This is a genomic window from Mucilaginibacter sp. (assembly GCF_035492695.1).
Classification (GTDB): Bacteria; Bacteroidota; Bacteroidia; order Sphingobacteriales; family Sphingobacteriaceae; genus Mucilaginibacter.
Genome location: NZ_DATJJC010000033.1, coordinates 368,435 through 390,492, shown reverse-complemented (window position 1 = coordinate 390,492; position 22,058 = coordinate 368,435). Strand labels below are relative to the sequence as shown.

Sequence of the window (22,058 nt, the reverse complement as noted above, 5' to 3'; positions counted from 1 at the left end):
CTTTCCATTTCTGTATGCTGTGGGATTAAACTCACAACAACATGAAAAAAAATTACTTCAGAATTGTCGCGGGCCTGGGGCTTGTACAATTGGGGCTGCTTAGTATGGCAGTCTACGCCCAGGACACCACCCGGGTACTCAACAATGTTGTGGTGACCGCTACGCGTTCACCCAAAAAATTATCGGATATCGGCCGCGTTGTTACCGTTATTACACCCGACCAGATCAGCCGCTCCCAGGGAAAAACGCTGCCACAGCTTTTGAATACGGTGCCAGGACTTACCTTTTCGGGTTCGGAAAACGCGCCTGGTATATCATCCGCTGTTTACTTGCGCGGAGCTTCAAGCGGTAATACACTTATCCTTGTCGATGGCTTCCCTGTCAGCAATGCATCAGGTATCGACGGCACCTATGATCTTAATGCATTTCCCGTCGATCAGATAGACCATATTGAAATACTAAAAGGCAGCGGGTCGACGCTTTATGGTTCCGACGCCGTTGCCGGAGTGATCAATATCATCACCAAACATGCCAAAGGGCAGGGTGTAAAAGCATCTGTACAACTGGTTGGCGGAAGTTACAACACTTTCAATGAATCGGTGGGGTTGAACGGCAATGTTAATAATACGGGTATCGCGCTTAATTTATCCAATGCCGACTCCAGGGGTTTTGCGGGGGCAACAGATACTACGGGCAATGGAAATTTCCGGAAGGATGATTTTCACCAGCGTTCGTTGAGTTTAAACCTTACCCAAAAGGTTACGGATAAATTCTCCCTCAACGGCAACCTGCAAACAAGTTATAACAAGGGCCATCTGCCTTACGGAGCTTTTACTGACGATCAGAATTACACTTATGCAAACACTTTTCTTTTCGGCGGGCTGGGGGCAAAATTACTTGTTGACAAAGGTGCGCTGAATTTAAACGTTAGCCAGAATACCGTGTGGAACCACTATAACGACCTGCCTAACGACGCCAATTTCCAATCATATTATCATGCAGGTAATATTGGCCGTATAACCAATGCAGAGCTTGTTTTTACTGATAACCTGGGCAAATATTTTGATATTACCAGTGGCGCCGATCTCCGGTACAACAGTACGCACCAGCTGAGCAACTATGATACGATACAATCGGTAAATAACAACATTGTCAGTGCCTACACATCGCTATTCTTTAAATCGGACATCTTCCACATGGAATTAGGAGGGCGGTATAACCACTACAGTAAGTACGGCGATAATTTTACTTATACCATCAATCCGTCCTTTTTCGTGGCTGATCAGCTGAAGATATTCGGCACGATTGCATCTGCGTTCAAAGCACCTTCGTTATACCAGTTATCATCCCAATATGGCAACATCGGACTAAAACCTGAAACGACGACCTCTTACGAAGCGGGCTTTGACTGGACCATCATCAATAACGTATTGACATTTAACACTGTATTTTATAAGCGCGATACTAAAGATGTGATCTATTTTAATTCATTGCCCGACCCACCTTATGGTAAATACGAGAACGGTTCAAAAGAAAATGACAAGGGCTACGAAAGTGAATTGACCTTAAACCTGCCGAATATCACGGCATCTGCCTATGTAGCGCATGTAACCGGGGCTTTAACTAATGCCGACGGAACACGTTCGGACATCCTTTACCGCAGGCCAAAAAACACTTTCGGGGCGAATGTAAATTACAAGGTTATAAAGACTTTATCCATCGGCCTAAACTACAAATATACCGGTGACAGGGTAGACCAGGATTTTTCTACATTTCCGTCAACCAACGCCACATTAAAACATTACAATTTGGTGGATGCACACGTGCAATGGCAGGCATGCAAAAAACTGGCTGTTTTTGGTGATCTTAAAAACGTATTTAATGAAAAATATACTGATTGGCTTGGCTACAACACCCGCGGCACAAATTTTATGGCAGGTTTAAGGTATCAAATCAATTAAGAGTTTTGTTTAAACGGATTATTACTTAATTTTACGCTTCAAATAAGATCATGACACTACAGAAAGTAAACACAAGAAATACAATACTCATCCTGATGATCATTGCTGCCGGGGCTTTTCGCCTTGTGAGCGCCAGGTATCCTTATGTATTAAGTAATTTTAGCCCTATCGGCGCTATGGCGCTGTTTGGCGGCGCCTATTTTACCGATAGGTGGAAGGCTTACGTGGTACCGTTGATCGCTCTTTTTGTGAGTGACATATTCCTGAACCACTTTTACAGCGGGACATGGCAAATAATCGACAGTAGTTCGATCATGGTCTATGTATTTTTTATTGTCGCTGTGTTTATGGGTACTTTCATTAAAAAGGCGAATGTAATGAATGTTACCGTAGCATCGTTATCAGCTGTTGTACTGCACTGGTTACTTACCGATCTGCCGCTTGGCAACCTGTACCCGCATACTTTCGCAGGTTATGGACAATCATTGGTGGCAGCCATACCCTTCGAAAAGAATATGCTTTTTGGCGATATCGTGTTCTGTGCCATCCTGTTCGGCGGTTTTGAACTGGCCAAAAGCAAGTACACTTTTCTGCGCAGCAAAAGAGAGATCGCTTTATAAATATTAAAATATTAGAAATTGAAAAGCGACTAATAGTCGCTTTTTTTGTTTGGCAACAAAATGAAAAAGATCGTCGTTTTAACAGGCGCCGGCATTAGTGCAGAAAGCGGGCTCAAAACATTTCGCGACAGCGATGGATTGTGGGAAGGCTACAATGTTGAAGACGTAGCCACACCCGAAGCCTGGCAACGCAATCCCAAATTGGTACAGGAGTTTTATAACCAGCGGCGTAAAACGGTCTTGGAGGCAAGTCCGAACGTTGCCCATAAAGCTTTGGCCGAACTGGAACAAAAATACGATGTGACCATTATCACCCAAAATATAGACGATCTGCACGAACGCGGCGGTTCGGGTAAGGTGTTGCACCTGCATGGCATTATAACGCGCTCACAGTCGGATAAAAACGCTAACCTGACGTATCCTATAAAGGGCTGGGAGCTGAAGATGGGAGAGCTATGCGAATTAGGCTCGCAATTGCGCGCCCATGTGGTTTGGTTTGGCGAGGCTGTGCCGATGATTGAAGAAGCGGCAAAAGAATGTATGATGGCGGATATTTTTATTCTTGTAGGTTCGTCGCTGGCGGTGTACCCGGCTGCCGGGCTAGTTAATTATGTGCCCAGACAAGTGCCGAAATATATCGTCGACCCTAAAATACCTTATATGCCATCGGACAAGTTTATTAAGATAGAGGAAAAGGCCACGGTAGGGGTACCGCTTTTAGTTTCCGAATTATTGAATGATTAATCAATAATCCTAAACAGTACGAGTCAATAATTCAGTAATTCATTAAATCAATAATTATGAAAAAGTGCATTTTCAACTGGAGCGGTGGTAAGGATAGCTCACTGGCATTATATCATTGTTTGCGCGACCCGGAACTCGACATAAAATATCTTGTAACCACCATAAACGATGCTGCCGACCGCATATCCATGCATGGGGTGAGGGTTGAATTGTTGAAAAAACAGGCCGAAAGCATCGGTATTCCGCTTTACCAGGTGCGCTTGCCCGAGATGCCGGGTATGAAAGAATACGATGCTGTCATGAGAAGCTCAATGGAACGCTTTCAGGCTGAGGGCATTACCCACACCATATTCGGTGATATATTTTTAGAGGATCTGAAGAGTTATCGTGATGCGAGATTAGCTGAGGTGGGGATGACTGGTATTTACCCGCTGTGGAAACGCAATACTACTCAATTAATAAACGAATTTTTTGACCTGGGTTTTGAAACGGTGATAGCCTGTACGCAGGACCGGCTGGAAAGGATCGTAGGGAAGGAGATAACACAGGAACTTATTATGTCGTTACCCGACGATGTAGATGTGTGCGGTGAGAACGGCGAGTTTCACACATTTGCTTTCAGAGGGCCTATATTCAAACAGGAAATTCCCTTCAGAACAGGAGAGAAGGTGTTCCGCGAATACGCCGCTCCAAAAAATGCTGACGATACTTGTTTTTCTTTGGCCCCGGAAAAGCCGGCAGGGTTTTGGTATTGCGATCTGCTGCCGGCATAAAAAAGCTCCCAACCTTAACGCGAAGTTGAGAGCTTACAAAACCTATAAGTTTTTGAACTTATAACTGGTAACAAAGTCAACCGCGAATAGTCTTAATTGTTTTAAAAAAGTCCTTAATCTTATTTTAGCTATCATTTTAAGGTAAAAATCTTCGCAAAATAATATTCTGTTTAGCCACCTTAACAAATTACAATAACTTATATGTCAGATTATTAGCTATTAAATTTTAAATAAAAAGTTTAAGTATGCCTTATTTGCTTGTAGGGCATAAAATAGCCTGGCGGATATGCAAAGGCACACTTTACGACCAAATAAAATTTGGCCTTGTTGTAATAAAATTTATAATATACTAAATTACAGATATTTATATAGATTATATAAATTAATAGTTATACCTAAAATAGGCATCCTTATAATCTTTACGCATCTCGGCAAACCGGGCGGCTACCGTCTTCAGGAAAGCTTCATCCAACACCTCAAACACACTATTCACGCCATCAGTCAAATCCATCTCCGGTATCTTGTAGCTTTGTTCGAAGGTGCCCTGTTCTATCTTCACAATGAATTTTTGATTCATGTTCAGGATGGATATTTTAAACTCGGGGTGCGGCAGTTCGGCGATGATTCTCATGATGCGCCGAATTTACTAATTTATGAGATTGCCGTTATCAAAATTCCGCGCCGCTTATTTACTTTTGTTACATGGCCGAAGATCTAACCATCATCCGTTCAACGGATAAGAAAGCGCAATATGAATCGCTGATACCGCAAATTGAGGCTTTGCTTTACGGCGAATCCGATGTGGTTGCCAACATGGCGAATACCTGCGCTGCGCTGAAGGAACAGTTTAACTGGTTTTGGGTTGGGTTTTACCTGGTGAAGGATGGTGAACTGGTCCTTGGCCCTTTCCAGGGTCCGGTGGCCTGTACCCGTATAAGCAAAGGAAAAGGCGTTTGCGGCGCATCATGGGCGCAAGAAAAAACATTAATTGTTCCGGATGTAGAGGCTTTTCCGGGCCATATCGCTTGCAGTTCTCTTTCCAGGTCTGAGATCGTGCTGCCGCTTTTCAGGGGCAGCGAAGTGGTTGGCGTACTGGATGTGGACAGCGAGCATCTTGATTATTTTGACGAAACAGACGCTAAATACCTGGAGCAGATAGTTAAATTGATCAATTTTTAATGAGCAAGGTAATCCTTATACCCGGCCTTGGCGCCGACTGCCGGATATATAAAAACATTGACCTTGCCGGGTATGATTTAGTAAACATAGGGTGGATAGAGCCAGATAGAAACGACACATTAGCCTCCTATGCTCAAAAATTGATCGATCATTATCATATAACCTCCGGTTCGATAGTCATTGGCAATTCGCTGGGAGGGATGCTGGCTATAGAAATAGCTAAAAAGATCAACCTCGGTAAGACGATACTTATTTCAAGCATCAAAACAGCCGAGGAAATGCCGAAAAGTTTTAAATGGTACCGGCGCTTTCCACTTTATAAATTAATGCCACGTGGCCTGATAGGGCGATTAGGGATATTTGTAAAAGTGGTGATGGGCCAGATGTCAGCAGAAGACCAATGGCTATTTATCGACATGCTAAAACATACACCACCCCGCTTTGCAAAATGGGCAATCGGTGCTATTTTGCATTGGGAGAATCAAACCATTCCCGAAAATGTTTACCATATTCACGGCGATAAGGATAAGGTATTTCCCTATAAACGAGTGAAGGACGCAACCATCATAAAAGAGGGCACCCATATTATGATCCTGAACCGCGCAAAGGAAATCAACCAATGGCTGAAAAATATACTACCGCTTTGAAATTACCACAATCCTATTACCTCGGAACCGACGTGGTTGCCATCAGCAAAGATCTGCTTGGCAAGTATTTATTTACCTGTATCGATGGTTTAATTACCGGCGGCTATATTGTTGAAACAGAGGCATACAACGGCGCAGTTGATAAAGCATCACACGCTTACGAGAACCGCCTTACACCACGCACTAAGATCATGTTTGAAGAAGGCGGCATCGCTTACATTTACCTGTGTTATGGCATTCACGAAATGCTAAACGTAGTGACATCAACAGAGGGCCATGCCCAGGCGATACTGATCCGCGCGATTGAACCAACTGAAGGAATTGAATCGATATTACTACGTCGCGGTATGGATAAGTTAAAGCCGAACATCACCGCCGGGCCTGGGTCTGTTGCCAAAGCGCTTGGAATAAACCGCAAGCTGAATGGCATAAGCTTGCAAAGTGACACACTTTGGATAGAAGACAGAGGGCTGAAGTTCGGGGATGATCAAATTGCTGCCGTACCCCGAATTGGCGTCGCTTATGCCGGCCAGGACGCGCTGCTGCCGTACCGGTTTTATGTAAAAGGGAATATTTACGTCAGCAAGCCCAATAAATAATTCTTCGTAATATTGATTTATGAATTACCAGCCTACCCTTGAATTTGCCGAAAGCCTGGACGCGCAAGATGAGCTGAAAGATTTCCGTAATGAGTTTTTGATCCCGCAGCATAATGGGCAGGATGTCATTTACCTGTGCGGGAATTCGTTAGGCTTGCAGCCAAAAACAGTGACGCAATATTTGGATAAGCAGTTAGGTAACTGGCAACAACATGGCGTGGAGGGTTGGTTCAACAACGATGACCCGTGGCTGCTTTACCATGAGCAAATGAAGTTGCCGCTGGCTGCTATTGTAGGGGCAAAACCGGAAGAGGTAACCATCATGAATTCACTTACAGTAAATCTTCATTTATTGCTTGTAAGTTTCTATCAACCAAACAGTAAAAGGTATAAAATATTAATGGAAGGCGGAGCTTTTCCGTCCGACCAATATGCCGTTGAAAGCCAGGTTAATTTTCATGGTTTTGATCCGAAAGACGCTATTATCGAAGTGTTCCCTCGTGAAAGCGAGTATATTTTGAGGACTGAAGACATCCTTTCTGCAATTAAAAAAAATGCGGATGAACTGGCTTTGGTGCTTTTCAGTGGCATCAATTATTATACCGGGCAGGTTTTCGATATGAAGGCCATTGCTGAAGCCGCACATAAGGCGGGCGCCTATTGTGGTTTCGACCTGGCGCATGCTGCGGGTAATGTGCCTTTGGAATTACATAACTGGGGTGCCGATTTTGCCTGCTGGTGTTCCTATAAATACATGAATTCGGGTCCGGGTGGTATAAGCGGTATATTCGTGCACGAAAAACATTTTGAGAATAAGGAACTGAAACGCTTTGCCGGCTGGTGGGGCTATGGTGTGGGTAAACGGTTTTTGATGACATCCGGCTTTGTACCGGCACGCGGGGCCGAGGGCTGGCAGGTAAGTACCAGCCCGATATTGTTGATGGCTGCACATAAAGCGGCGCTGGATATATTTGAAAAATCCGGCGGATTAGAGAAATTACGGAAAAAAAGCCTTTTGCTGACCGGTTACCTGGAATATCTTATAGGGCAGATCAACCAAAAGCATGGCGAAGAATTGTTCAAGATCATTACACCAAATGACCCTGATTGGCGGGGATGCCAGCTTTCTGTGATTTGCAAACGGGATGGAAAGAAGACGTTTGACCATCTGACGAAAAACGGCGTCATAGGCGATTGGCGCGAGCCGGATGTGATCAGGCTGAGCCCGGTGCCGCTTTACAATACGTTTAAAGACGTTTACAGCGCTTCAAAACTGTTAGGCGAGTCTTTGGCTGCCCTGGGATAATTATTATGCTTAAGATCGCATACGACCCAATTTACGCCCATCCTTTACCCGAAGGACATAGGTTCCCGATGCTGAAATACGAATTGATACCGGAACAATTGCTCCACGAAGGCATCATCAGCCATGAAAATCTTTTCTCACCTGAACCTTTGGAAGAAGAAATAATTGTTTGGACACATGATAAAACCTATTGGCACCAGCTCCGCGACCTCACACTACCCGCTAAAGAAGCACGGCGCATTGGCTTTCCTTTATCAGCAGAATTGGTTGAGCGGGAGATCAGGATAGCTAAGGGGACAATAGACGGCTGTCGCTATGCTTTTGAATATGGCATTGCCTTTAATGTGGCCGGGGGCACCCACCATGCCGGAACCCATTGGGGCGAAGGTTTCTGCCTGCTAAATGACCAGGCTATTGCTGCTAACTATTTATTAAATAATAAATTGGCATCATCTATCTTAATTATTGATTTAGATGTACACCAGGGTAACGGCACAGCGCAGATATTTGAAAATGAGCCGCGGGTTTTCACCTTTTCTATGCATGGCGCCAATAATTTTCCTTACCGCAAAGAACGATCAGACCTGGATATTCCATTGGCCGATGGGACAGGTGACGATGATTACCTTGCTATTTTAAGACAAACCTTACCCGGCCTTATCGAACGGCAAAAGCCCGGCTTTATATTTTACCTGTCGGGAGTTGATGTGCTTAAGACGGATAAACTGGGTAAGCTGGCCCTAAGCATGGAAGCCTGCCGCGAGCGCGACCGTCTGGTATTAGAAGCCTGTAAAGGGCATCAAATCCCGGTACAGGTAAGCATGGGCGGCGGTTATTCAGCGGATATTAAGGCGATTGTCGAGGCGCATTGCAATACTTATCGCCTGGCGCATGATCTGTACTTTTAATCCTGTGCGATGATAATTTCCTGCTTTACCTGGTGTTTCCTGCTGATGGATTGAAATCTGATAAATAACAAAAGCGAAGAGGTAAGCAACCCTAAAACCAACCCGTACCAAACGCCGGTTACGCCCATTTTGAATTGTATACCGAGCAGGTAACCAACGGGCAGACCCACAATCCAGTAAGCGATGAGCGTTATAATAGTGGGCACATTTACATCGCCCATACCGCGCAAAATACCGAGACCCACCACTTGTGTGCCATCAAACAACTGAAAGAAAGCTGCAATGATAAGCAGCTGTGCTGCAATAACTATTACCTGGTTGTCTGAGGTATACATCCAGGGTAAAAGATGGTTGCCGAAGGAGAATAAGAGCGCTGTCATCGACATAAAAACAATGACGATATGATAATTTGATATGGCTGAAAGGCGCAGGTCGCGGTGCTGCTTCGCACCGAAAAAGTTTCCAGACTTGATTGCCGCCGCCGCCGCTATTCCGCTTGCCGCCATATAGGTTAAACCCGCCAGGTTTATAGCTACTTGGTGTGCCGCCTGGGCAACCGGACTTATAGTGCCAATCAAAATTGCTGCTCCGCTGAAGGCGCTTATTTCGAATACATACTGCAAAGCAACTGGCGTCCCTATCTTGAGAATCGACGCACACCGCAGGCGGTCAATATTCTTTAAGGCGAAATGTTTCAAATAGCTTCTAAAGTTTTTGGAGCGAAAGACGTATAAGGCCATAACAAAAGCCATGCTGCAACGGTCGATAAGTGTACTATAACCTACACCGCTGATGCCCATTGGTTTTATGCCGAAAAGTCCCTTCACAAAAGTGATCCCTAATAATACGTTGAGAATATTGCCCGCTATGGATATTACCATCGCCTGTTTAGTAAACCCAAGACCCTCTGCAAACTGCTTGAATGTATTAAAAATGAGCAGGGGCACAAGTGAGATCCCCATCAGGAACAAATAAGGCCGTGCCTGCCGTACAACTTCGGGCGACTGGTCGAGATGACCGATCATTTGCATAGTGCCGAAACTGATAAAAAGGAATAATACTACGCCGGTAATGCTATTGATAAGCAAACTATTGGACAGCAATTGCCCGCATTCGCTATGATCGTTTCGCCCGTTGCTTTGTGCGATAAGCGGGGTAATACCATAGGACACACCTAAACCGATAACCAGCCCGATAACAAAAATGCTGTTAACTAATGATACAGCCGCTAATGAAACAGTACCTGCAAAATGCCCGATAATAATACTATCCGCAGTTTGCACCAAAGTATGCCCCATCTGCGATATCACCACAGGTACAGCAAGCACAAGGCTTTGGCCATAATATGGTTTATATTTTTGGTAAAAACTTTTCATTGCTTGATCTCAGGGCAGGGAGCAAAAATAACAATTTAGGTTGTGACTGATTGTCAGGCAGCGGTATAATACTCCTCTTTTTCGGTGGTATGAATACGCAGCACGCCTGATAGCACCATATTCACTAAAATGCGCTGTGCACTGCGCCTACTAAGCTTTAATAGCTTGCAGTATTCCTGCACATTAATGCGCTGCTTTTCATCAAGGTATTGCAGCAGTGCCTTTTCATTGGTTGAATATTCTATCAGCACGCCTTTGCTATCTGCCTGGTGCCTCAATACATCAACCACTATCTTACTGGCGAGCACACTTTTGTCTTTCACACGCACATACACCCACCACTTGCCATCTTCGGCCAGGGCATAATGGGGTTTGGTATCACTTTCTGGTATCTCCACCACCAGTACCATTTTATCGTCTACATAAATCTCTTCAAACTTAGGTTCAAGAGCTGGTTTTGAGAACATTTGCGCCGCCCGGGTTATCATATAACGTTCTTCGTCCTCAGATTTTACGCCTTTTATGGTACCATCGTCGGCTACACCTATTAATAATCTGCCGCCTTTGTTATTGGCAAAGGATACCATGGTTCTGGCTATCTTCTCGCAACTGGTTATAGTTTTTTTGAAATCAAGTGTTACACCTTCACCCTCAAATATTGTCTTTTTGATATTCATTTTCCGTCTCCCTGGTTTTGCGCGTAAGGTGTATAAACTTCCATCCAATTTTGAGGTTTACTGAGTGGTACAAAACCGAATTGCTGGTATAACCCATGCGCATCCGATGTTGCCAGCGACCAACGTCTCAAACCCTTTAACTCCGGATATTCCCGGATGGTTTGCATCAGCCATTTTGAGAGGCCGAGTCCCCGGTGGGCGTCGAGTACAAACACATCACAAACATAGGCAAAGGTAGCCTTATCTGTTACCACACGGGCAAAACCGGCCTGCTTTCCGTCCTTATAAATTCCGAAACACATCGAATTATCGATCGCTTTCTTAAGCCTTTCGATTGTAATGCCTTTGGCCCAATAAGATTCGTTCTCAAGGTAATTATAAACCGCGTCAAAATCAATAAAGCTTTTGTCGGTGGATATGATATAACCTTTATCCTGGAAGAATTTATCGTTCATGATCACTTTCATCAGATAGATACACTGTCTTTAGTTTCAGACTGATTTAAATTACGAATGTATATTTCGCATGTCATTTCCACGCACAGTTCGCCGTCCCGGTCGTACATGGTTACCGGGTGTTCCCTGATATACTTTTCACCGCTTTTTAGTACCTGTTGCACTTCTTCAATTTCCGTTTCCGCAATGCTGATGGTAAAGAACAGGTCCTTGCGTCCCGGCTTCAGATATTGGATAGCTGCTGATTTCATCCACACGCGTACTTTGTACCCTTTATGCGTCAGCACCTGGTGAAAGAGCAAGGGGTAAAAAGGGTCAGCAGCTGCGAAAATAGTACCGCCAAATATGGAGTTATTGTAGTTATTGTTGATCAGGCTTTTGTTAATTTTTACTTTAACACCTCGAAAATCCTTATCGAACCGGACAACCCAAATGCGTTGAAAAAACAGGGGGGGATAGAGCCGCATTGCCCATTTCAATACATTTTCTGAAACAACCATGACGGCTAAATATCAGAAAATTCTGTATAAACATTAAGTACCGTTGATAATTAGTTCAAATTCTTAACAAAGTATTTTTTACAGACACAATCTTTATATTTGACGCATGAACCACCTCATCTCTCCATCCATCTTAGCATCAGATTTCGGGAACCTTCAACGCGATATTGAAATGCTGAATCAAAGTGAAGCCGATTGGATACATGTTGATATCATGGATGGTATGTTCGTCCCTAATATTTCTTTCGGCTTCCCTATTGTCGAGGTCGCGAAAAAGCATGCTGCAAAGCCGCTGGATGTGCACCTGATGATACAGGACCCTGACCGGTATCTCGAACGCTTTAAGGAAGCAGGCGCCAGCGGTATTACTGTTCATTTCGAAGCTTGCCCGCATTTGAACCGCACGGTAAATGCTATAAAATACCTGGGGTGCAAAGCTGGCGTGGCCCTGAATCCGCACACGCCGGTTGGATTCCTTGAAGACATTATTGAATACCTCGACCTGGTGCTGATCATGTCGGTCAACCCCGGATTTGGCGGCCAGAAATTTATAGGCAACACTTATAAAAAATTGCGTGAGTTAAAAAAAATGAGTTCGGGGCGCAACGCAAAATTGTACATTGAAGTAGACGGCGGGGTGGACGAAAGCAATTCTCTTAAACTGATCAATGCCGGGGCCAATGTGCTGGTAGCGGGCAATTCGGTATTTTCGGCAAAAAATCCCGTTGCCGCGATAAAGACACTGAAGCACCCCCATTAACAAAACTACTAACCGCCTATCACTCTTTGTTTACAAACTATTGTTAATAAAATAGCAAATTGTGATAAAAATATTGCAAATAATCCCCACAAACATTAACAATTTGACTAACTTAGCCCCGGCTAACTGATAAATTTGTCAATGAACCAATAAACATCAAACAAAAAGTTATGAAACACAATTTCGGTGCCGGTCCCGGCATTTTGCCACACGAAGTATTAAAGCAAGCTGCTGAAGGCGTCTTGAATTTCAACGGAACAGGATTATCCATACTGGAAATATCGCACCGTTCGGCTGAATTCGAGTCTGTTCTTGACGAGGCCGTTTCGCTGGTAAAAGAGCTTTTTAATGTTCCCGAAGGGTATTCGGTTTTGTTTATGCAGGGCGGCGCCAGCTCACAGTTTGCTTTGGCGCCTTATAACCTGCTGCCCGATGGGGGCAAAGCTGCCTATGTTGAAACCGGCGTTTGGGCCAACAAAGCACTAAAGGAAGCAAAACTTTTTGGCCAGGTTGAAATTGTAGCAACTGCTAAGGAAAGCAACTTTACCTATATACCTAAAGACTTTACTATTCCGAAGGATGCCGCGTATATTCATATCACATCGAACAACACCATTTACGGCACACAGATGAAAGAGTTTTTCAAATCGCCTATACCAGTGGTTTGCGATATGTCGTCGGATATTTTCAGCCGTAAGGTTGATGTGTCGGATTTTGGGCTGATTTACGCCGGAGCGCAAAAAAATATGGGCCCTGCGGGAGTTACCCTGGTTATTATTAAGAATGACATCCTGGGAAAAGTGGACCGCAAGATACCTTCAATGTTCAATTACCAGGTACAAATTGAGGGTGGCTCGATGTACAACACGCCGCCATGCTTTGCTATCTACGTATCAATGCTAACGCTGCGCTGGCTGAAAGCTAAAGGCGGTGTAGCCGGCATAGAACAAGACAATATTGCAAAAGCAAAGGCGCTTTACACCGAGATCGACCGCAACCCGCTGTTCAAAGGGGTTTGTGCAGTTGAGGACCGCTCACACATGAATGTTTGTTTTGTGGTTGAAAATCCGGAGCATGAGAAACCATTCCTTAAATACTGCGATGAAAAGGGTATTGTTGGCATAAAGGGCCACAGGAGTGTAGGTGGTTTCAGGGCGTCCATATACAACGCACTGCCAATTACCAGCGTACACGTGCTGATAGATGCGATGCAGGAATTCCAGGAGAATAATAAATAATAGTGACCAGTGGTTAGTTAATTAGTGATTAGGAATCACCGGTTAACTAATCGCTAATCACGGATAACTAATCACTAACAACCCATGATAAAGATATTAGCCAATGATGGCATCGATCCGATAGGCAAGCAAATGCTGGAAGATGCCGGTTTTTTTGTTGACACCAAAAACATACCACAGGATGAGCTGCCTGTTAAATTACAGGAATACGATGCCATTACCGTGCGTAGCGCTACTAAGGTGCGAACGGCACTGATAGATGCTTGCCCTAACCTGAAACTGATAGGACGTGGTGGCGTAGGTGTAGATAACATTGATGTGGACTATGCCAAATCAAAGGGCATTAGCGTTTACAATACTCCGGCATCGTCGTCTTTATCTGTTGCCGAACTGGTTTTTGCCAGTTTATGGGGCTGCGTTCGTTTTCTGCCGGACAGCAACCGCAAGATGCCTGTTGAGGGAGCAACCAAATTTAACGATTTGAAAAAGGCTTATGCCAAAGGCGTTGAACTGCGCGGTAAAACTTTAGGCATTGTAGGTTTTGGCCGTATCGGTCGCGAAGTGGCTAAAATTGCTTTGGGTGTTGGAATGGATGTGATCGCTTACGACCTGTACGAGTTTATACCGAATGTGGAAGTTATTCTGGGTGGCGGCATTGTTGTACATGCCAAAGTAAAGGTTGCTACGCTGGAAGAAGTGATCAGGGAGTCTGACTTTATCACCCTGCACACCCCATTTATTGACAAAGCTCTGTTTGGCGCTGCTGAACTGGCCCGCACCAAAAAAGGGGTGGGGTTGGTAAATATCTCCCGTGGCGGATTGATAGACGAACTGGCCCTGATAGATGCATTGAACAGCGGACAGGTTTCTTTTGCTGCTTTGGACGTATTCGATAACGAACCTACGCCACGCCCGGAAATACTGAATCACCCTAGAATTTCACTGACACCGCACATCGGCGCTGCAACTAACGAGGCGCAGGAAAGGATAGGTGTCGAATTGGCGGGACTCATTATAGAGCATTTCAGGCATAATCCATAAAAACGGCCCAAATCAAGAGTTGTCATTCTGAACGCAGCAAAGAATCTACACGGCAGTTATTGTCAATAGATGCTTCACTACGTTCAGCATGACAACTTTTTAGCGTTTATAATATATAACTCACTTCCTTCTCTGGGATTGTCACCGTATAACCTTCTTCCTCCAATCCTTCGGCAAAAGCCTGCATACTGGTATCTTCGCCATGTACCAGGAAGATATTTTTGAGTTTCGATTTATCTTGCTGGCGGGCAATGTTCATCAGGTCCTCGTGATCGCCGTGGGCGCTCAATACATCGGTTTGTTTTATGGTGGCATACACCGATAATTCCCTGTCTTTGATGCGAACGATTGGGTCGCCCCTGAGCAGCCGGTTCCCTAAAGTACCTTTAGCGCAATAACCGATGAACAGGATGGTGCAATAGTAATTCTGGATGTTGTTATACAAATGGTCCTGTATGCGGCCGCCCTCCAGCATACCTGCTGACGAGATGATGATGCAGGGTTCGAAGTAATTGGATACTTGCCGGCTGTCCTTCAGGTTTTGGGTATAAACCAGGTTATCAAACTCAAATTCATCTCCTTGCTTTTGGTAAAATTCGCGCGCTTCCTCATTTACCAGGCTGTGGTGTTTGCGGAAAATTTCGGTGGCCGAAACAGCCATGGGGCTATCGACAAAAACCTTGACCGGCGGCAGCAGGCCCTGGCTAAATATTTTATTAAGTGAATAAACCAATGACTGTGTGCGCCCGATACTAAATGCCGGTATGATCAGCCTGCCCGATTCCTTGATGCAGGCCTGCTCGATTGTTTCTATCAGGGCTTCCTCCACCGTTTTTCCTTTGGTGTGGTGGCGGCCGCCATAGGTCGATTCGCATACCAGGTAATCTACCGGTGGTAATTCTGCGGGATCATTTAGTACCGGGTAGCCCTTTCGTCCCACGTCGCCGGTAAAGGCGATGGTTTTTTCTTCGCCGTGCTCATTGATATTAAATACCGCCGCCGCTGCGCCCAGCAAGTGGCCCATGTGAATAAACGTGAGTTCGATATTGCCGTTGATGCGGAAGGGCCTGTCAAAACCGATGGTTACAAACCGTTCAACCGTATCCATTACGTGCTTTTGCAGATACAGAGGTTGCTGCTGGTTTTGATTGTAGCCCCGCCTTTTGCGATTATGCTTCTGGCTTTTCTGAGCCTTATTCATAAAAATATTAACCGAATCCAGCAGCAAAAGCTCTGTCAGATCAGCAGTAGCAGGGGTGCACAATATCTGTCCCTCAAAACCCAAACGTACCAATGTAGGCAGGTTGCCCGAATGATCAATATGGGCGTGCGTTAATACCACAACATCTATCTCAGCCGGGTCGAACGGAAAATTTTCATTAGATTGTATGCTGCGGTCTTTTTCGTAATCAAGCCCGCAGTCAATAAGTATTTTATATTGGTCAACCTCAAGCAAATGCATGCTCCCGGTAACCTGGCGCGCCGCGCCGTGGATGGTTAATTTCATTCTGTTGGTTCATGATTCATGGTTGATGGTTCATAGCAAGTACCTGAAAAATACTATGAACTATGATCTATCAACCATATGCTATACTTCAAACTGCAATTGGCTCAAATAGCGGTAAAGGCCTTTTTCGTTGCCCAGCAGTTCCTCGTGATTGCCGCTTTCTATCACCGCGCCCTTTTCCAAAACTATGATTTTATCAGCTTCGCGGATGGTAGACAAACGATGTGCAATTATAACAGAAGTTCTGTTCTTCATCAACTCCTCCAGCGCTTCCTGTACCAGGCGTTCCGATTCAGAGTCGAGCGAGGAGGTGGCTTCATCCAGGATCAGTATCGATGGATTTTTAAGCAGGGCGCGGGCAATAGCAATGCGCTGGCGTTGTCCGCCCGATAATTTAACCCCGCGTTCGCCTACCACGGTATCATAGCCCTCGGGAAACGACGTTACAAACTGGTGTGCGTTGGCACGTTTTGCTGCCGCGAGGATCTCTTCTTCGGTCGCTTTTAACCTACCGTAAGCGATGTTCTCGCGTATCGTTCCTCCGAAAAGCAAAACATCCTGCGGTACTATCGCTACCTGGTTTCGGATGTCGGTTAATGAATATTCATCAGCCGGCTTGCCGTCAAAAAATATTGTTCCGCTTTGCGGATGATAAAATTGCAGTATTAATGCCGCTGTTGTTGACTTGCCGGAACCGCTCGGGCCGACGATGGCTACACGCTGCCCGGCTTTTGCTTCGAACGAAACACCTTTTAGTACTTCTATCTCGGGACGGGAAGGGTAGTGGAAGTTGACATTGTTGAAAGAGAGATCACCTTCAATAAGCTGCTTTATATCGTTGTTACTTTCGATGATAGATATTTTCTCGCTTTGCTCGGCCAATATCTCCAATACCCGCTCGCTGGCGCCAACCGCTCGCTGCACGTTGGCATACATTTCTGGAAAGCTGCCCATCGCGCTGCCGACAAAGGCTGCGTATAAGGCGAATTTAAATAGCTCGCCTACCGTAAGTTCGTGATGGCTTACCAGTAAGCAGCCATAAGCAACTACCGACACAATTGCACCAAACATGCCGAATACGATGAATGATGCAAATATGCCCCTGTATTTAGCACCTTTAATGGCGATACTCGCCACGTCGCCGATATTTTTTCCGTAGCGGGTCGCTTCAAACGATTCGTTTACGAAGGCCTTCACGTTGGCTATGCCCTGTAAAGTTTCCTCAACTATGGTGTTCGATTCAGCCAGTTTATCCTGCGCTTCGCGGGATATTTTGCGGATAAACCGCCCAAAGAATACGGCGATAACTACCAGCACCGGCAATACCGCCAATAAGGATAGCGTAAGTTTAATTGAAATGATGGCCAGGAAAGCAATACCACCGACCAACAAAACCAATTGTCTAATTATTTCGGCAAGAGTGGTGGTAAGTGTGTCTTGTATCTGTGAAAGGTCTGCTGATATGCGGCTGTTCAATTCACCAACCCTGCGGTTCGAGAAAAAGTTCATCGGCAGGGTTATCAGTTTGAAATAGGTATCGCGCCTGATGTCGGCCAGCGAACGCTCGGCCACCTGGACAAACCACAATATCCTGAAAAACGAAATAAAAGCCTGGCTGAATAATACGGCAAGCGCTAATATGCCAATGCCCTGTATGGAGCCGGGCAAAAATTTACCGGTCGATTTTCCTTGCGCAGCGTCTATAAGCGCTCCGATAAAAGAAGGGAATGCCAATCCGACCAAGCTCGACAAAAACAGGAAAAGCATTGCAAAAATGAATTTCCAGCGGTAAGGCCTTAGATAGGAAAGCAGCCGCGATATATTGCTTAGGGTTTGTCGTGTTATTTTAGCTTTGGGTAGTTCTTCTTTTTGTTTACCACCACTATTCAAACTGCTTCTGCCTCTTGCCATTTATTAAATATAAACCCGGCAAAACTAAGCAGTAACGTGGCGCTTTCGAAATAATAAAATTAAAATTGACCCAAGCATGAGGGCAAACACAATAAAATGCATCCTGTTAGTGCTTTCCTGCTCTTTTTGAGCGGCCTGCGCATCTTGTTTTAACTTGTCTGCCTGGTCGCGCAGGCGGTTTATGGTATTCATATAACCCAGGCTATTGTCCTGCACGCGGGTGGTTTGCACTTGTGCCTGCTGTTGCTGGTAGGTGCGGTAGTTGAGCAATATCTTTATCTGCTCAAATATGGCCTCGTCGGTTTTAGTGATGTCCATCAGGATATCGTTCGACCGGCGAATGTCTTTTTTTGTTTGCAAACCGAAAATGCCGGTATGTTTTTTCAGGCTTTCACTGTACTGCCCAAACTTCTGATGGCGTTGGTCAAGCATCAGGTTGATCTTATTGCGTTGCAATTGGTAAGCCAGGGAATCGGGATTGTTTTTTGATTGAGCAAGTAAAGGGGCATACCAAAGGCATGCTAAACAGATCAGGGTAAGTTTTTCCATAACTGGCGGGCAGAATTATTCAAAATCCAATATAACGGTGTCGCCGAGGCTTAAACCGAGCAAACCAGCTGCATTGCCTTTGTTAATTGCAATCTCCAAATGGTCGCTTATGCCGAAAAGGCACAGTTTTTCGCCCTCGGGCACTTCGTTATAATACCAGCTAAGATGGTTTATTGTTTCATTTCGTTTGAAAGAGAGCGTAAAGTTACGCCCCTGCTGCACCTGGTTGAAAAACTCCTTGGTGATATTGGTGATCACATTCTGGAAGGAATCAATATAAATGACAGCCCCGCGGATTAAATTCTTTTCGATAACCGGCTGCAGGTTCATCTTCCTTTCAATATTATCTATTGGCAGGCCAATGTCCTTTAGTTTTCCGTTGCCGGCGAGGTGACAGGCCGCTTTTACGAAAATATCAGCCAACGGAAAGTGAAGGAATTTAAGGTCCTGCATAATATTGATCTCAACGATCTCATCCGGGTCGGCGTTGAACATTAATGAAAAAATACCATTATCGGCCCCGACAAAAAAGTGATTTTTATAATGAATGGCCAGGTATTTGGTATCCTTGGTAAAAACGGTATCTATACCGATCAGGTGAACAGTACCGTCGGGAAAATAATGAAAACTATTTTTTAATATAAAGGCCGCCTGCTGCACATTAAAGGCGGAAACATTGTGCGTAATATCGACGATACTGGCAGCAGGCAATAATTTTAGAATACTTCCTTTAAGGGCAGCCTGGTAAATATCTTTGTCGCCCAAATCAGTAGTTAAAGTTATTATTGCCATTAATTTTTCAAATATTTATTGCTAATCTTGTGCAAGCTTAAGAAGCTACAAATATTCAATTTTTAATTCATAAAAATCCCGGAACTAAAAAAACTCTTACTGTTGACCGAACTAAAAATATCCATCGAAAATGTGAACCCGGCTGTATTGTGGGGACCGAATAATGACCACTTCGAGATCATCAAGAAACAATACCCCAAGTTGAAATTAGTTGCGCGCGGCAGCGAATTAAAGGTTTTGGGGGATGATCATGAATTGTCCGTATTCGACGAAAAGTTCAGTCACCTGCTGAACCATGTCGAAAAATTTGAGAATCTGAACATCACCGACCTGGAAAGGATACTGGGATCAAATGCTGCACCAAAGGCAGCGGCCGAGCCTGCGGCAGGCGATAAATCGACCACCGGCGAGGTTTTGGTGTTCGGACCCAACGGTATATTGGTAAAGGCGCGCACGGCTAACCAAAAGCGCATGGTTTCGGCCATTGATAAAAACGATATCGTTTTTGCCATAGGCCCTGCAGGTACAGGAAAGACCTATACCGCGGTTGCCCTGGCAGTGCGCGCGTTAAAGAACAAAGAAATTAAACGCATCATCCTTACCCGCCCGGCGGTAGAAGCAGGGGAGAACCTCGGCTTTTTGCCCGGCGACCTTAAAGAAAAGATCGACCCGTACCTGCGCCCTCTGTACGATGCGCTGGACGATATGATACCAGCCGAAAAGCTGAAGGTGTATTTGGAGAACCGCACCATAGAGATAGCCCCGCTGGCATTTATGCGCGGCCGTACGCTTGATAATTGTTTTGTGATACTGGATGAGGCCCAAAACGCTACTGATATGCAGTTGAAGATGTTTTTGACACGTATGGGGCCGACAGCTAAATTCATTGTCACCGGCGACGTTACCCAGATAGACCTGCCCAAAAAGCAGCAATCGGGCCTGCATACAGCTTTAAGGATATTGACAGATATAAAAGGTATCGAGATCATTTACCTGACCGGTGAGGATGTTGTACGCCACAAACTGGTAAGGAAGATACTGGAGGCATACGGGGATATACAGTAGCTTATAGTTCATAGTTGATGGTTTTTGGCCATCAGGTACTATGATCTATGAACCATGAACTAACACAATGGACGCAATAAAAGAGACGCATTTTCAATTTCCGAACCAAACCGGTTTTTATAAAGGCAAGGTGAGGGATGTATATACAATCGCCAACAAATACCTGGCGATGGTGGTTACCGACCGTATATCGGCATTTGATGTGGTGTTGCCAGAGCCGATACCTTACAAGGGGCAGGTATTAAACCAAATAGCCGCTAAGTTTTTAAAGGATACATCGGACATCGTACCAAACTGGGTGGTAACTGTTCCAGACCCGAGTGTGACTATCGGCAGGATATGCGACCCATTTAAGGTGGAGATGGTGATACGCGGCTACCTTGCCGGCCACGCTGCCCGCGAATATGCTGCCGGCAGACGCGAGGTGTGCGGCGAGAAATTGCCCGAAGGCCTAAAAGAAAATGATAAATTGCCCGAGCCGATCATCACACCGACAACCAAGGCATCCGTAGGGCACGACGAGGATATCTCGCGTGAGCAAATATTGGCAAAAGGTATTGTTTCGGTTGAAGATTACACACAACTGGAAAAATATACTAAAGCATTATACCAGCGGGGAACCGAAATTGCCGCTGAAAGGGGCCTGATATTGGTGGATACCAAATATGAATTTGGCAAGGTTGGTGAAAAAATATATTTAATTGACGAAATACATACGCCTGATTCCTCGAGATATTTTTATAGAGACGGGTATGAGGAGCGTCAAAAAAATGGTGAGCCGCAAAAGCAACTGTCTAAAGAGTTTGTACGGAAATGGTTGATAGAAAATGGCTTCCAGGGTAAGGAAGGGCAGGTTGTACCTGAAATGACGCCGGAAATAGTAGCCTCGATATCGGACCGTTACATTGAGCTTTTTGAACAGATAACCGGTGAAAAATTTATCAAAGGCGACAATGGCCAGGTATTGAAGAGGGTAGAAGGTTCAATTAACACCGCATTAAGGAATTTGTAATTTTTTATTGTAGATAAAAAAATTATATCTTAGTAGCATAATTATCAAAAAATGAAGTTTACTGTTGATAAGCACGAAAAGTATGTCTTATTGAAACTTAATGAATCCAAGCTGAATTCATTAGTTACACCGCAATTGAAGTCTGAGCTGATATTGATGAACACCGAGGGGCAGAGGAATATCATCATGGATCTTTCGCAGATAAAGTTTGCTGATTCATCAGGATTGAGTAGTTTACTGGTAGGGCACCGCCTATGTAAAAACTCATCAGGTACATTTATCCTGGTAGGTTTAAACGACGCTGTATCGCGGCTGATAGCTATTTCTCAGTTAGACAGCGTACTTGCCATCGTTCCGACAACGGACGAAGCCATTGACCTTATCTTCATGGAGGAAGTAGAAAAGCAGCTAAAAAAAGAGGCAAAATAGCCCGGACCT

Annotated in this window: 24 protein-coding genes; 15 read left to right on the top strand and 9 right to left on the bottom strand. The window is 44.8% G+C overall.

Going from position 1 to position 22,058, the window contains the following annotated elements; genetic code table 11:
• The first annotated feature begins 41 nt into the window (after positions 1 to 41).
• From VL525_RS21935 to VL525_RS21920, 4 genes are read left to right on the top strand one after another with little or no spacing between them, the layout of a single operon-like run.
• Positions 42 to 1,961 (top strand): TonB-dependent receptor plug domain-containing protein, encoded by a 1,920-nt coding sequence (locus VL525_RS21935; RefSeq protein ID WP_325389752.1) that lies wholly within the window; start codon positions 42 to 44, stop codon positions 1,959 to 1,961.
• Between the two features lie 50 nt (positions 1,962 to 2,011).
• A complete protein-coding gene (locus tag VL525_RS21930) occupies positions 2,012 to 2,581 on the top strand; it encodes a DUF6580 family putative transport protein (protein ID WP_325389750.1) in 570 nt (189 codons plus the stop codon).
• Between the two features lie 60 nt (positions 2,582 to 2,641).
• On the top strand, positions 2,642 to 3,325 hold the full coding sequence (locus VL525_RS21925; RefSeq protein ID WP_325389748.1) for an NAD-dependent deacylase: 684 nt from the start codon (positions 2,642 to 2,644) through the stop codon (positions 3,323 to 3,325).
• Between the two features lie 56 nt (positions 3,326 to 3,381).
• A complete protein-coding gene (locus VL525_RS21920; RefSeq protein ID WP_325389746.1) occupies positions 3,382 to 4,098 on the top strand; it encodes a diphthine--ammonia ligase in 717 nt (238 codons plus the stop codon).
• A 382-nt stretch (positions 4,099 to 4,480) separates the two neighbouring features.
• Here the strand turns inward: VL525_RS21920 and VL525_RS21915 are convergent, their stop codons facing one another.
• Positions 4,481 to 4,729: a hypothetical protein gene (locus VL525_RS21915; protein WP_325389744.1), complete on the bottom strand. Its 249-nt coding sequence runs from the start codon at positions 4,727 to 4,729 to the stop codon at positions 4,481 to 4,483.
• A gap of 71 nt (positions 4,730 to 4,800) precedes the next feature.
• Here VL525_RS21915 and VL525_RS21910 point away from each other — a divergent pair, with 71 nt between their 5' ends.
• The 5 genes from VL525_RS21910 to VL525_RS21890 are packed head-to-tail and all read left to right on the top strand — an operon-like array spanning position 4,801 to position 8,737.
• Positions 4,801 to 5,277, top strand: coding sequence for a GAF domain-containing protein (locus VL525_RS21910; protein ID WP_325389742.1), 477 nt, complete (start codon positions 4,801 to 4,803; stop codon positions 5,275 to 5,277).
• Positions 5,277 to 5,924, top strand: a complete 648-nt coding sequence (locus tag VL525_RS21905; protein ID WP_325389740.1) for an alpha/beta hydrolase — start codon at positions 5,277 to 5,279, stop codon at positions 5,922 to 5,924. Before VL525_RS21910 ends, VL525_RS21905 begins: the two co-directional genes overlap by 1 nt.
• The gene (locus VL525_RS21900) at positions 5,897 to 6,523 is read left to right on the top strand and encodes a DNA-3-methyladenine glycosylase (RefSeq protein ID WP_325389738.1); all 627 of its coding nucleotides are present in this window, start codon (positions 5,897 to 5,899) and stop codon (positions 6,521 to 6,523) included. The genes VL525_RS21905 and VL525_RS21900 overlap by 28 nt, the downstream gene beginning before the upstream one ends.
• Before the next feature lie 19 nt (positions 6,524 to 6,542).
• The gene (kynU, locus tag VL525_RS21895) at positions 6,543 to 7,829 is read left to right on the top strand and encodes a kynureninase (protein ID WP_325389736.1); all 1,287 of its coding nucleotides are present in this window, start codon (positions 6,543 to 6,545) and stop codon (positions 7,827 to 7,829) included.
• Positions 7,830 to 7,834: 5 nt separating this feature from the next.
• Complete coding sequence (locus VL525_RS21890) at positions 7,835 to 8,737, top strand: histone deacetylase (protein WP_325389734.1); 903 nt, start codon at positions 7,835 to 7,837, stop codon at positions 8,735 to 8,737.
• Here VL525_RS21890 and VL525_RS21885 read toward each other — a convergent pair.
• From VL525_RS21885 to VL525_RS21870, 4 genes are read right to left on the bottom strand one after another with little or no spacing between them, the layout of a single operon-like run.
• Positions 8,734 to 10,113, bottom strand: a complete 1,380-nt coding sequence (locus VL525_RS21885) for an MATE family efflux transporter (protein WP_325389732.1) — start codon at positions 10,111 to 10,113, stop codon at positions 8,734 to 8,736. The genes VL525_RS21890 and VL525_RS21885 overlap by 4 nt on opposite strands.
• Positions 10,114 to 10,166: 53 nt before the next feature.
• A complete protein-coding gene (locus tag VL525_RS21880) occupies positions 10,167 to 10,790 on the bottom strand; it encodes a helix-turn-helix domain-containing protein (RefSeq protein WP_325389730.1) in 624 nt (207 codons plus the stop codon).
• The gene (locus VL525_RS21875; RefSeq protein ID WP_325389728.1) at positions 10,787 to 11,245 is read right to left on the bottom strand and encodes a GNAT family N-acetyltransferase; all 459 of its coding nucleotides are present in this window, start codon (positions 11,243 to 11,245) and stop codon (positions 10,787 to 10,789) included. Before VL525_RS21875 ends, VL525_RS21880 begins: the two co-directional genes overlap by 4 nt.
• Before the next feature lie 11 nt (positions 11,246 to 11,256).
• Positions 11,257 to 11,745 carry a DUF4442 domain-containing protein gene (locus VL525_RS21870; protein ID WP_325389726.1) on the bottom strand — a complete coding sequence of 163 codons (489 nt, stop codon included), beginning with the start codon at positions 11,743 to 11,745 and terminating at the stop codon, positions 11,257 to 11,259.
• A gap of 106 nt (positions 11,746 to 11,851) precedes the next feature.
• Here VL525_RS21870 and rpe point away from each other — a divergent pair, with 106 nt between their 5' ends.
• From rpe to VL525_RS21855, 3 genes are all read left to right on the top strand, one after another.
• Entirely contained in the window at positions 11,852 to 12,505 is a 654-nt protein-coding gene (gene rpe, locus VL525_RS21865; protein ID WP_325389724.1) for a ribulose-phosphate 3-epimerase, read from the top strand.
• Between the two features lie 170 nt (positions 12,506 to 12,675).
• On the top strand, positions 12,676 to 13,743 hold the full coding sequence (serC, locus tag VL525_RS21860) for a 3-phosphoserine/phosphohydroxythreonine transaminase (RefSeq protein ID WP_325389722.1): 1,068 nt from the start codon (positions 12,676 to 12,678) through the stop codon (positions 13,741 to 13,743).
• Between the two features lie 84 nt (positions 13,744 to 13,827).
• Entirely contained in the window at positions 13,828 to 14,784 is a 957-nt protein-coding gene (locus VL525_RS21855; protein ID WP_325389720.1) for a D-2-hydroxyacid dehydrogenase, read from the top strand.
• Between the two features lie 106 nt (positions 14,785 to 14,890).
• On the opposite strand, the gene VL525_RS21850 is transcribed toward VL525_RS21855, so the two are convergent.
• From VL525_RS21850 to VL525_RS21835, 4 genes are all read right to left on the bottom strand, one after another.
• On the bottom strand, positions 14,891 to 16,291 hold the full coding sequence (locus VL525_RS21850; RefSeq protein WP_325389718.1) for an MBL fold metallo-hydrolase: 1,401 nt from the start codon (positions 16,289 to 16,291) through the stop codon (positions 14,891 to 14,893).
• A gap of 81 nt (positions 16,292 to 16,372) precedes the next feature.
• Positions 16,373 to 18,202 (bottom strand): ABC transporter ATP-binding protein, encoded by a 1,830-nt coding sequence (locus VL525_RS21845; RefSeq protein WP_325389716.1) that lies wholly within the window; start codon positions 18,200 to 18,202, stop codon positions 16,373 to 16,375.
• Positions 18,203 to 18,226: 24 nt separating this feature from the next.
• Entirely contained in the window at positions 18,227 to 18,751 is a 525-nt protein-coding gene (locus VL525_RS21840) for a hypothetical protein (protein WP_325389714.1), read from the bottom strand.
• A gap of 15 nt (positions 18,752 to 18,766) precedes the next feature.
• The gene (locus tag VL525_RS21835; protein ID WP_325389712.1) at positions 18,767 to 19,543 is read right to left on the bottom strand and encodes an SAM-dependent chlorinase/fluorinase; all 777 of its coding nucleotides are present in this window, start codon (positions 19,541 to 19,543) and stop codon (positions 18,767 to 18,769) included.
• 102 nt (positions 19,544 to 19,645) lie between these two features.
• On the opposite strand from VL525_RS21835, the gene VL525_RS21830 reads away from it, so the two are divergent.
• The 3 genes from VL525_RS21830 to VL525_RS21820 all read left to right on the top strand — a co-directional run bounded on the left by VL525_RS21830 (position 19,646) and on the right by VL525_RS21820 (position 22,049).
• Complete coding sequence (locus tag VL525_RS21830; protein WP_325389710.1) at positions 19,646 to 20,608, top strand: PhoH family protein; 963 nt, start codon at positions 19,646 to 19,648, stop codon at positions 20,606 to 20,608.
• Between the two features lie 67 nt (positions 20,609 to 20,675).
• On the top strand, positions 20,676 to 21,620 hold the full coding sequence (locus VL525_RS21825) for a phosphoribosylaminoimidazolesuccinocarboxamide synthase (RefSeq protein ID WP_325389708.1): 945 nt from the start codon (positions 20,676 to 20,678) through the stop codon (positions 21,618 to 21,620).
• A 51-nt stretch (positions 21,621 to 21,671) separates the two neighbouring features.
• The gene (locus VL525_RS21820) at positions 21,672 to 22,049 is read left to right on the top strand and encodes an STAS domain-containing protein (protein WP_147032941.1); all 378 of its coding nucleotides are present in this window, start codon (positions 21,672 to 21,674) and stop codon (positions 22,047 to 22,049) included.
• Positions 22,050 to 22,058: the final 9 nt, after the last annotated feature.

Bases quoted from the DNA above. Each gene is read 5' to 3' on its own strand.
- VL525_RS21935 (WP_325389752.1), top strand. From the start codon at position 42: ATGAAAAAAAATTACTTCAGAATTGTCGCGGGCCTGGGGCTTGTACAA.
- VL525_RS21930 (WP_325389750.1), top strand. From the start codon at position 2,012: ATGACACTACAGAAAGTAAACACAAGAAATACAATACTCATCCTGATG.
- VL525_RS21925 (WP_325389748.1), top strand. From the start codon at position 2,642: ATGAAAAAGATCGTCGTTTTAACAGGCGCCGGCATTAGTGCAGAAAGC.
- VL525_RS21920 (WP_325389746.1), top strand. From the start codon at position 3,382: ATGAAAAAGTGCATTTTCAACTGGAGCGGTGGTAAGGATAGCTCACTG.
- VL525_RS21915 (WP_325389744.1), bottom strand. From the start codon at position 4,729: ATGAGAATCATCGCCGAACTGCCGCACCCCGAGTTTAAAATATCCATC.
- VL525_RS21910 (WP_325389742.1), top strand. From the start codon at position 4,801: ATGGCCGAAGATCTAACCATCATCCGTTCAACGGATAAGAAAGCGCAA.
- VL525_RS21905 (WP_325389740.1), top strand. From the start codon at position 5,277: ATGAGCAAGGTAATCCTTATACCCGGCCTTGGCGCCGACTGCCGGATA.
- VL525_RS21900 (WP_325389738.1), top strand. From the start codon at position 5,897: ATGGCTGAAAAATATACTACCGCTTTGAAATTACCACAATCCTATTAC.
- kynU (WP_325389736.1), top strand. From the start codon at position 6,543: ATGAATTACCAGCCTACCCTTGAATTTGCCGAAAGCCTGGACGCGCAA.
- VL525_RS21890 (WP_325389734.1), top strand. From the start codon at position 7,835: ATGCTTAAGATCGCATACGACCCAATTTACGCCCATCCTTTACCCGAA.
- VL525_RS21885 (WP_325389732.1), bottom strand. From the start codon at position 10,113: ATGAAAAGTTTTTACCAAAAATATAAACCATATTATGGCCAAAGCCTT.
- VL525_RS21880 (WP_325389730.1), bottom strand. From the start codon at position 10,790: ATGAATATCAAAAAGACAATATTTGAGGGTGAAGGTGTAACACTTGAT.
- VL525_RS21875 (WP_325389728.1), bottom strand. From the start codon at position 11,245: ATGAACGATAAATTCTTCCAGGATAAAGGTTATATCATATCCACCGAC.
- VL525_RS21870 (WP_325389726.1), bottom strand. From the start codon at position 11,745: ATGGTTGTTTCAGAAAATGTATTGAAATGGGCAATGCGGCTCTATCCC.
- rpe (WP_325389724.1), top strand. From the start codon at position 11,852: ATGAACCACCTCATCTCTCCATCCATCTTAGCATCAGATTTCGGGAAC.
- serC (WP_325389722.1), top strand. From the start codon at position 12,676: ATGAAACACAATTTCGGTGCCGGTCCCGGCATTTTGCCACACGAAGTA.
- VL525_RS21855 (WP_325389720.1), top strand. From the start codon at position 13,828: ATGATAAAGATATTAGCCAATGATGGCATCGATCCGATAGGCAAGCAA.
- VL525_RS21850 (WP_325389718.1), bottom strand. From the start codon at position 16,291: ATGAAATTAACCATCCACGGCGCGGCGCGCCAGGTTACCGGGAGCATG.
- VL525_RS21845 (WP_325389716.1), bottom strand. From the start codon at position 18,202: ATGGCAAGAGGCAGAAGCAGTTTGAATAGTGGTGGTAAACAAAAAGAA.
- VL525_RS21840 (WP_325389714.1), bottom strand. From the start codon at position 18,751: ATGGAAAAACTTACCCTGATCTGTTTAGCATGCCTTTGGTATGCCCCT.
- VL525_RS21835 (WP_325389712.1), bottom strand. From the start codon at position 19,543: ATGGCAATAATAACTTTAACTACTGATTTGGGCGACAAAGATATTTAC.
- VL525_RS21825 (WP_325389708.1), top strand. From the start codon at position 20,676: ATGGACGCAATAAAAGAGACGCATTTTCAATTTCCGAACCAAACCGGT.
- VL525_RS21820 (WP_147032941.1), top strand. From the start codon at position 21,672: ATGAAGTTTACTGTTGATAAGCACGAAAAGTATGTCTTATTGAAACTT.